An 8,076-nucleotide genomic window follows, 5' to 3' on the forward strand; every position below is an offset into this window, starting at 1 on the left:
AAAAAGAAAATCCCGCTCCGGAGAACCGGAACGGGATTTCTGAGTAGCCCCGACGGGATTTGAACCCGCGCCGCCGCCTTGAGAGGGCGGTGTCCTAGGCCGCTAGACGACGGGGCCCTAGGTGAAACGCTGTGTGGAATTGTAGCTGACGCACTGGCCGGTGCTGCCTTCGGGGGTAACACCGCCGCTGGGGTACCAGGACTCGAACCTAGACTAACTGGACCAGAACCAGTCGTGCTGCCAATTACACCATACCCCAAGGGTTCACGATCGCTCGCGCCCTGCGGAGAGGACTCTAGCGGAGCCCTCCCGCGCGCTCCAAACCGGCCCTCAGTCTCGCGAGCGATCGCTCGCGGCCCAGCAACTCCATGGACTCGTAGAGCGGCGGGGACACCGTGCGACCGCTGACGGCCACGCGCACGGGCGCGAACGCCTTGCGCGGCTTGAGCTCCAGGCCGTCGATCAGGGTGGCCCTGAGCGACTCCTCGATCTGGGCCGCGGACCAGGTGGAGAGCGCATCGAGGCCGGTCAGGGCCGCGCCGAGCACCGGAGCGGCGTCGGGGCCGAGGTTCTTGGCGGCGGCGTCCTCCTCCACCTCGAAGTCCTCCTCGGGCACGAAGAGGAACTTCAGCATCCGCGCGGCGTCAGTCAGCACGACGCTGCGCTCCTGCACCAGCGGGGCCGCCGCGGCGAGCAGGGCGAGCTGGTCGTCGGCCGGAGTGCCGGTGATCACATCCTCGGCTTCCAGGTACGGGACGACGCGCGCGGCGAAGTCCTCGACCGGTAGCGCCCGCAGGTGGGCGGCGTTGATGGCCTCGGCCTTCTTGAGGTCGAATCGGGCCGCATTCGCCGACACCCGGGAGATGTCGAAGGCAGCCGCCATCTCGTCCATCGAGAACACGTCGCGGTCCTCGGCGATCGACCAGCCGAGCAGGGCCAGATAGTTGAGGAGGCCTTCGGGCACGAATCCGCGGTCGCGGTAGAGGAACAGGTTGGATTGGGGGTCGCGCTTGGAGAGTTTGCGATTTCCCTCACCCGTGACGAGCGGCAGGTGCCCGTAACGGAACGGCCCGTTGCCGATGCCCACCCGCTGCAGCGCCTCCAGGAGGGCGATCTGGCGCGGGGTGGAGGAGAGCAGGTCCTCGCCGCGCAGGACATCGGTGATGCCCATAAGCGCGTCGTCGACCGGGTTGGTGAGCGGGTAGAGCGGGGAGCCGTCGCCGCGGGCGAGCACGAAGTCCGCGACGGTGCCCGCGCGGAACGTCACATCGCCGCGGATCAGGTCGGTGAAGGTGATGTCGCGGTCGGGCATGCGCAGCCGGTAGACCGGCGCGCGCCCCTCGGCGCGGAGCGCGTCCTTCTGCTCGTCGGTGAGGTCGCGGTCGGCGTTGTCGTAGCCGAGCTTGGGGTCGCGGCCTGCCGCCTTGTGGCGCGCCTCGATCTCCTCGGCCGTGGAGAACGACTCGTAGACCTCGTCGGCGGCGATCAGCCTCGCCAGCGCGTCGGCGTAGAGGGCACCGCGCTCGCTCTGCCGGTACGGGCCGTGCTCGCCGCCGACCTCGGGGCCCTCGTCCCACTCGAGGCCGAGCCAGCGCAGCGCGTCGAGCAGCGCCTCGTAGGACTCGACGGAGTCCCGGTTGACGTCGGTGTCCTCGATGCGGAACACGAACGTGCCACCGTTGTGACGGGCGTGGGCCCAGTTGAACAGGGCGGTGCGGATCAACCCCACGTGCGGCGTGCCCGTCGGGGACGGGGAGAAGCGGACGCGGACGGCGCTGTCGGTACTCATGGTATTGCCAGGCTAGCGGACCCGCGGTAATTTCAACGCATGGCGAATAACGAGCGCACGACCTGCCTCGTCGTCGGCGGTGGTCCTGCCGGGATGGTGCTCGGGCTGCTGCTGGCCCGCGCCGGGGTCGAGGTCACCGTCCTGGAGAAGCACGCCGACTTCCTGCGCGACTTCCGCGGCGACACCGTCCACGCGTCCACCCTCACGCTGCTCGACGAGCTGGGGCTCGCGGAGCGCTTCGAGAAGGTGCCGCACCGGTTGATGGACCGCATGATGGGCCAGCTCGACGGCGGCACCGTCCAGCTCGCCGACCTGCGCAGGCTCCCGGGCGCGCACCAGCACATCGCGCTGGTGCCGCAGTGGGACTTCCTCGACATGATCGCCGAGGCGGCAGAGGAGGAGCCCTCGTTCCACCTGCGGCGCAACGCCGAGGTCACGGGGCTGATCCGGGACGGCGGGAGGGTCGGAGGCGTGCGGTACGTCGACCGCGTGACGGGCGAGGAGCACGAGCTGCGGGCCTCGCTCACCGTCGCGGCCGACGGGCGGGACTCGGTGGTGCGTGATGCCGCGGGCATGGTGCCGCGGTCGTTCGGCGTGCCGATGGACGTCTGGTGGTTCCGGCTTCCCCGCCACGAGGGCGACCCCACCGGCGGCGTCGGACGGTTCTCCACCGGGCACTTCTGCGTGATGATCGACCGGGGCGAGTACTGGCAGTGCGGCTACCTCATCCGCAAGGGCAGCGACACCGCCCTGCGCGCCGCGGGGATCGAGGAGCTGCAGCGACGCTTCGCCGGGCTGCTGCCGTGGATGGCCGACCGCGTCGGCGAGCTGAAGAGCTGGGACGACGTCAAGCTGCTCGACGTCAAGCTCGAGCGCCTGCGCCGCTGGGACGCCGACGGGCTGCTGCTCATCGGCGACGCCGCGCACGCGATGTCGCCGGTGGGCGGGGTGGGCATCAACCTCGCCGTGGCCGACGCCGTCGCCACCGCGCGGCTGGTGGCCCCGGCCCTGCGCGACGGCGGCGTGGTGCCGCGGCCGGTGCTGCGCCGGGTGCAGCGCAGGCGCTGGTGGCCCACCGCGCTGATCCAGGGCGCGCAGCGGCTGGCCCACAAGGCGATCCTCGGCCCGGCCGTGGCGGCCTCGCCGACGGCATCCACTCCGAACCCGGCCGCGGTACCGATGGCCGGGATGCTCGGCCACCCCGACGGCGACCCACTCACGCCCGCCCCGGCCGCATCCCTGCCGCTGCCGATGCGGCTGCTCCAGCGGTTCCCGGTGCTGCAGGGCGTCCCGGCGCGGCTCGTGGCGATCGGCCCGCTGCCGGAGCACGCGCCGGACTGGGCCCGCCGATCTCCGGAGCAGGCGACCACACCACGCTGAGCCGCCGAGGGAAGTGATCCTGGTCGGCACCGGAAGGAGATCGAGGTGATCATGGCAAGGGCAGGCCGGGGCCGCGACGGCACACTGGTCCAACCTCTGGCCGCAACCACTGCGCAGTGATCACCGGAACGGGCTGCCCGTCGGCGGCCGACACCCCCACGAGACGGCGAGGTCTCACGCTCTCGTGCGGCGGCTCACCGCGACGATCCTGCCCGCCCCTCAGGCCCGCTCGGCGATGCCGCACTCCCCCACACGGCCGAAGCCCACGCGCTGGTAGACGCGGCTCGCGGCGTCGTCGGCAGCTGCGAGGAACACCACACCGGCGCCCGCGTCCCGGGCGGCCCGGGCCAGCGCCTCGGTGACCGCCGCGCCCAGGCCGCGGCCCCGGAAGGCGATGGCGGTACCGATGCCCGTCAGCTCCACGACATCACCCGCCCGTTGCGCCGATCCGGCGGCCACCGGCCCGTCGGGACCCGTCACCAGGGCCCGGGCCGTGGCGCCGGCGGCGAGGTCGGCGCGCAGGTCCGCGAGGTCCGCGTCCGACGGTGCGGCAGGCGGACGCCCGCCGAACGCCGCCGAGGTCACCCGCGAGACGGCGTGCGCAGCGGTGGGCAGGTCGCCGTCCACCGGGCCGAGGAGACGCACGGTGTAGCCCGGGGGCAGCGGGGCCGGCGCCGGATCGCCGTCCAGCGTGAGCAGCGGGCACACCTGCACCGGCAGCCCCGTGGCGGCGACGGCGTCGGCCATCGTCGGTGCGGCGGCCAGCACCCACTCGAACGCCTCCGCCACCTCCAGCTCGCGCTGCCGGGCGCGCACCCGTTCGACGTCGGCCTGCGTGACCGGCCCGCCCCCCGGCACCGGCCGCGCGTAGAACGGCCACCCCGGACCGTTGCGGACGAACAGGCGCAGCGGCCCGTCGTCCGTCGCGGTGCAGCGGCTGCGCGGCACCGCGTCGCAGAAGTCGTCGATCAGCTCGAGAACATCCCCCATGGGACGCGATCCTGCCGCCGCAGGGGGCATCGGAGCCACCGTGTCGCGGCGACGATCGCGGCCGGCCGCACGACACGGCCCACCTCGGGGCGTTCACGTGCGAGGGACGCCGATCACGGGGGCCGGTGCGGACCGTGACCGCTGCGGTCCGCACTCGGTGCCCGCCCCAGGGCGCTCAGGTGCGGCGCTCGCCGCTCACCGGGCCGCGGCGGCCAGAGCGGTGGGACGGCCTCGCAGTGCCGCGTAGGCGAGGGAGTCCACCAGCGCCAGCCACGACGCCTCCACGACGTTGCCGTGCACGCCGACCGTCGTCCACGAGCCGGCGCGGTCCGTGGACTCCACCAGCACGCGCGTGACGGCCGCGGTGCCGCGGGTGAGGATGCGGACCTTGTAGTCCGACAGCTCGACGTCCGCCAGCCACGGGCACGACGGCGCGAGCGCGGAGCGCAGGGCGGCGTCGAGGGCGTTGACCGGTCCGTTGCCCTCCTGCGTGGCGATGAGCCGCTCCCCGTCGACGACGATCTTGACGGTGGCCTCGGCCACCACCTCGCCGTCGGGCCGCCGCTCGGTGATCACGCGGTAGGACTCGAGGACGAACGGCGCTCCCGACGGCTCGCCGAGGGCGGAGCGCATCAGCAGCTCCAGCGACGCGTCCGAGGCCTCGAACGACCACCCCTGCGCCTCGCGCTCCTTGACCGTGGCGACGACGTACGACACCACGTCGGGATGGCCGGCCAGGTCGAGGCCGAGCTCGGTGCCCTTGAGCTCGACGCTGGCCCGGCCGGCCATCTCGGTGACCAGCACCCGCTGCCCGTTGCCGACGACCACAGGGTCCATGTGGTTGTACAGCTCGGGGTCCACCTTGATCGCACTCGCGTGCAGGCCCGCCTTATGGGCGAACGCTGACGTCCCGACATAGGCCTGGTGGGTGTCGGGAGCGATGTTGGCGATGTCCGCCAACGCGTGCGAGGTGCGGGTCAGCTCGCCGAACGCGCCGTCGGGTAGGACGGGCATGTCCAGCTTGGTCACCAGGTTCCCGACCACGGCGAACAGGTCGGCGTTGCCGGCCCGCTCCCCGTAGCCGTTGGCGGTGCACTGCACGTGGGTGGCGCCGGCCTGGACGGCGGCGACGGAGTTGCCCACGGCGCAGCCGGTGTCGTCCTGGCAGTGGATCCCGAGTCGGAAACCGGTGCGTGCGGCCACCTCCGTCACCACCTCGGCGATGCCCAGGGGGAGCATGCCGCCGTTGGTGTCACACAGGACCGCGACGGCGGCGCCCGCGCCCATGGCGGCCTCGAGCACCCGCAGGGCCGTGTCCGGGTCGAACGCGTAGCCGTCGAAGAAGTGCTCGGCGTCGAGGAACACGCGCCGGCCCTCCCCGGTCAGGAACGCGACGGTGTCGGCCACCATCGCGCAGTTCTCCGCGACGTCGGTGCGCAGCGCCCGCTCGACGTGCCTGCGGTCGGACTTCGCCACCAGCGTGACGACCGGTGCCAGCGAGTCGAGCAGCGCCCGGACCTGCGGGTCCTCGGCCGCGGTCAGGCCGGCGCGCCGGGTGGCCCCGAACGCGACGAGCGCCGCGTGCCGCAGCTCCAGCTCCCCCGCCGCGGCCCGGGCGAAGAACTCGGTGTCCTTCGGCATCGCGCCCGGCCAGCCGCCCTCGATGTAGCCCACACCCATCGCGTCCAGGTGGCGGGCGACCGCCAGCTTGTCGGCCACCGAGTACGAGATGCCCTCGCGCTGGGCGCCGTCACGCAGCGTGGTGTCGTAGACGTGGAACGCGTCGCCGAGGGGGGTTCCGGCGGGCTCGGTGCGGGACATCGGGGCTGCTCCTGGCTGGTTCGGGACACAAAAAAGACCCCCCGCGAATGCGAGAGGTCTGCGCGTCGGCTGTGGTGCTGGTTAGCCGACGCGCTCGTCGATAATGGTCATGCTCGTGCTGTACACGCGGCGAGCATGGCACGACGTGTCCCGCGATGTCACACCGCCGTTCCAGATGGTGGGACGCCCGGTGTCGGCCCGGCGACCGATCCACTAGAGATGTGATCCGGAGCCCGTGCGCACCGTGGCACTCGGGCCCGCCTGCCGGAGGTTGCCTTGTACCAGCTCACCGCGCTCTACAACCACCCCGCGGACGCCGAGGCGTTCGACAAGCACTACGAGGAGGTCCACGCGCCGCTGGCCCAGAAGGTGCCCGGGCTCAAGCGCTTCACCATCTCCCATCCCGCTCCTGATGCCGAGGGCAACAAGCCCGCGTTCCACCTGGTCGCAGTCCTGGAGTTCGAGGACGAGGCCGCGTTCGGTGCCGGGATGAGCGGCCCCGAGGGCGCGGCGGCCGTGGCCGACCTCGAGAACTTCGCCGGCGCGGGCGTCACGATGCTGACGGGCTCGTCGAAGCAGGTCTGAGCACTACGTAGAACGCCCCCGGTCGGATCCGACCGGGGGCGTTCTACGTGCGGAGTCCTAGGCGGACGGCGAGGTGGCGTGCGCGCTGACCAGCGCCGCGAGCCGGTCGCCGATGCTGCGCGTGTGGCCGGTAGCGCTGTGGTCGCGCGTGGCCAGGTCGAACGCCACGGCGGCTTCGATGCGGCCCGCCGACGCCCTGTCGCCGAGGTGGTCGAGCAGCAGCGCCACCGACAGCACCGCGGCCGTCGGGTCGGCGATGCCCTGCCCGGCGATGTCCGGCGCGCTGCCGTGCACCGGTTCGAACATGCTCGGGTTGCGCCGGCTGACGTCCAGGTTGCCGCTGGCGGCCAGCCCGATGCCACCGGTCACGGCCGCGGCGATGTCGGTGACGATGTCGCCGAACAGGTTGTCGGTGACGATGACGTCGTAGCGGCCCGGGTCTGTGATGAAGACCATCGACGCGGCGTCGACTTGCTGGTAGGCCACGGTCACCTCGGGGAACTCCGCGGCGAGCTCCTCGACCGTGCGCGACCACAGCGACCCGGCGTGGGCGAGCACGTTGGTCTTGTGGATCAGGGTGAGGTGCCGGCGCGGGCGGGCGACGGCGCGCTCGAAGGCGTAACGGACCACCCGCTCGACGCCGAAGGCGGTGTTCAGGCTGACCTCGGTGGCCACCTCGTGCGGGGTGTCGCGGCGCAGCACCCCGCCGTTGCCCACGTAGGGGCCCTCGGTGCCCTCGCGGATGCACAGCATGTCGATCTCGCCGGGGTCGGCCAGCGGGCTGCGGACGCCGTCGTAGAGCTTGGCCGGCCGCAGGTTGACGTGGTGGTCGAGCTCGAAACGCAGCTTGAGCAACAGCCCCCGCTCCAGGACGCCGGCCGGCACCGTGGGGTCGCCCACCGCACCGAGCAGGATCGCGTCGTGCTGGCGGAGCTCGTCGAGCACGGAGTCCGGGAGCAGCTCCCCCGTGCGCTGCCAACGGGCGGCACCCAGGTCGTAGGGGGTGAACTCGACGTCGGGGGCGACCGCGCCGAGGACCTTGAGGCCCTCGGCCACCACCTCGGGACCGATGCCGTCTCCGGAGACCACTGCCAGGCGCATGAGGCCAGAGATTAGTGGGCGCCCGCCGGCCGGAGCCCGGCGGGTCAGAGCGGGGTCAGGTCGGCGGCCCGCGCCTGGCGGGCACCGATCGCACCGGCGATGTCGGCCAGCAGTTCGCCGCTGACCGGGCTGTCCACGGTCACCGCCATCAGCGCGTCGCCGCCCTGGGTCGTGCGACTGACCTGGGCGCCGGCGATGTTGACCCCGGCCTCGCCCAGCGCCGCGCCGACGGCACCGACGACCCCCGGGCGGTCGGCGTAGACGAAGAACAGCAGGTAGCCGTCGGCGGCCAGGTCCAGGTCGAAGCCCCCGACCTCGGTCAGCTTGGGCACCTGGTTCTTGCCGTAGAGCGTGCCGGAGACGGTCACCTCGTTGCCGTCGGCCATCGCCCCCCGCACGGTGATGAGGTT

General features: G+C 72.5%; 7 protein-coding genes and 2 tRNA genes. 2 read left to right on the forward strand and 7 right to left on the reverse strand.

The window, feature by feature from the left end; translation table 11 throughout:
* Positions 1 to 44: 44 nt before the first annotated feature.
* The 3 genes from JWR81_RS23915 to gltX all read right to left on the reverse strand — a co-directional run bounded on the left by JWR81_RS23915 (position 45) and on the right by gltX (position 1,789).
* Positions 45 to 117: transfer RNA gene (locus JWR81_RS23915), tRNA-Glu, on the reverse strand.
* Positions 118 to 187: 70 nt separating this feature from the next.
* Positions 188 to 259: transfer RNA gene (locus JWR81_RS23920), tRNA-Gln, on the reverse strand.
* A 36-nt stretch (positions 260 to 295) separates the two neighbouring features.
* Positions 296 to 1,789 (reverse strand): glutamate--tRNA ligase, encoded by a 1,494-nt coding sequence (gene gltX, locus JWR81_RS23925; protein WP_297657391.1) that lies wholly within the window; start codon positions 1,787 to 1,789, stop codon positions 296 to 298.
* A 39-nt stretch (positions 1,790 to 1,828) separates the two neighbouring features.
* Between gltX and JWR81_RS23930 the strand changes: the two genes are divergently transcribed.
* A complete protein-coding gene (locus JWR81_RS23930; RefSeq protein ID WP_297657394.1) occupies positions 1,829 to 3,169 on the forward strand; it encodes an FAD-dependent oxidoreductase in 1,341 nt (446 codons plus the stop codon).
* A gap of 219 nt (positions 3,170 to 3,388) precedes the next feature.
* Here JWR81_RS23930 and JWR81_RS23935 read toward each other — a convergent pair whose 3' ends face one another.
* A complete protein-coding gene (locus JWR81_RS23935) occupies positions 3,389 to 4,159 on the reverse strand; it encodes a GNAT family N-acetyltransferase (RefSeq protein WP_297657396.1) in 771 nt (256 codons plus the stop codon).
* 195 nt (positions 4,160 to 4,354) lie between these two features.
* Positions 4,355 to 5,980 carry a citramalate synthase gene (cimA, locus tag JWR81_RS23940; RefSeq protein WP_297657399.1) on the reverse strand — a complete coding sequence of 542 codons (1,626 nt, stop codon included), beginning with the start codon at positions 5,978 to 5,980 and terminating at the stop codon, positions 4,355 to 4,357.
* A 276-nt stretch (positions 5,981 to 6,256) separates the two neighbouring features.
* Between cimA and JWR81_RS23945 the strand changes: the two genes are divergently transcribed.
* Positions 6,257 to 6,565 (forward strand): EthD family reductase, encoded by a 309-nt coding sequence (locus tag JWR81_RS23945; protein ID WP_297657401.1) that lies wholly within the window; start codon positions 6,257 to 6,259, stop codon positions 6,563 to 6,565.
* A 57-nt stretch (positions 6,566 to 6,622) separates the two neighbouring features.
* Here JWR81_RS23945 and JWR81_RS23950 read toward each other — a convergent pair whose 3' ends face one another.
* Entirely contained in the window at positions 6,623 to 7,666 is a 1,044-nt protein-coding gene (locus JWR81_RS23950) for a 3-isopropylmalate dehydrogenase (RefSeq protein ID WP_297657404.1), read from the reverse strand.
* Between the two features lie 44 nt (positions 7,667 to 7,710).
* Positions 7,711 to 8,076, reverse strand: a 366-nt coding sequence (locus JWR81_RS23955; RefSeq protein ID WP_297657407.1) for an ACT domain-containing protein, incomplete at its 5' end; no start/stop codon positions are given.

This window comes from Pseudonocardia sp. (assembly GCF_025965585.1).
Lineage (GTDB): Bacteria > Actinomycetota > Actinomycetes > Mycobacteriales > Pseudonocardiaceae > Pseudonocardia.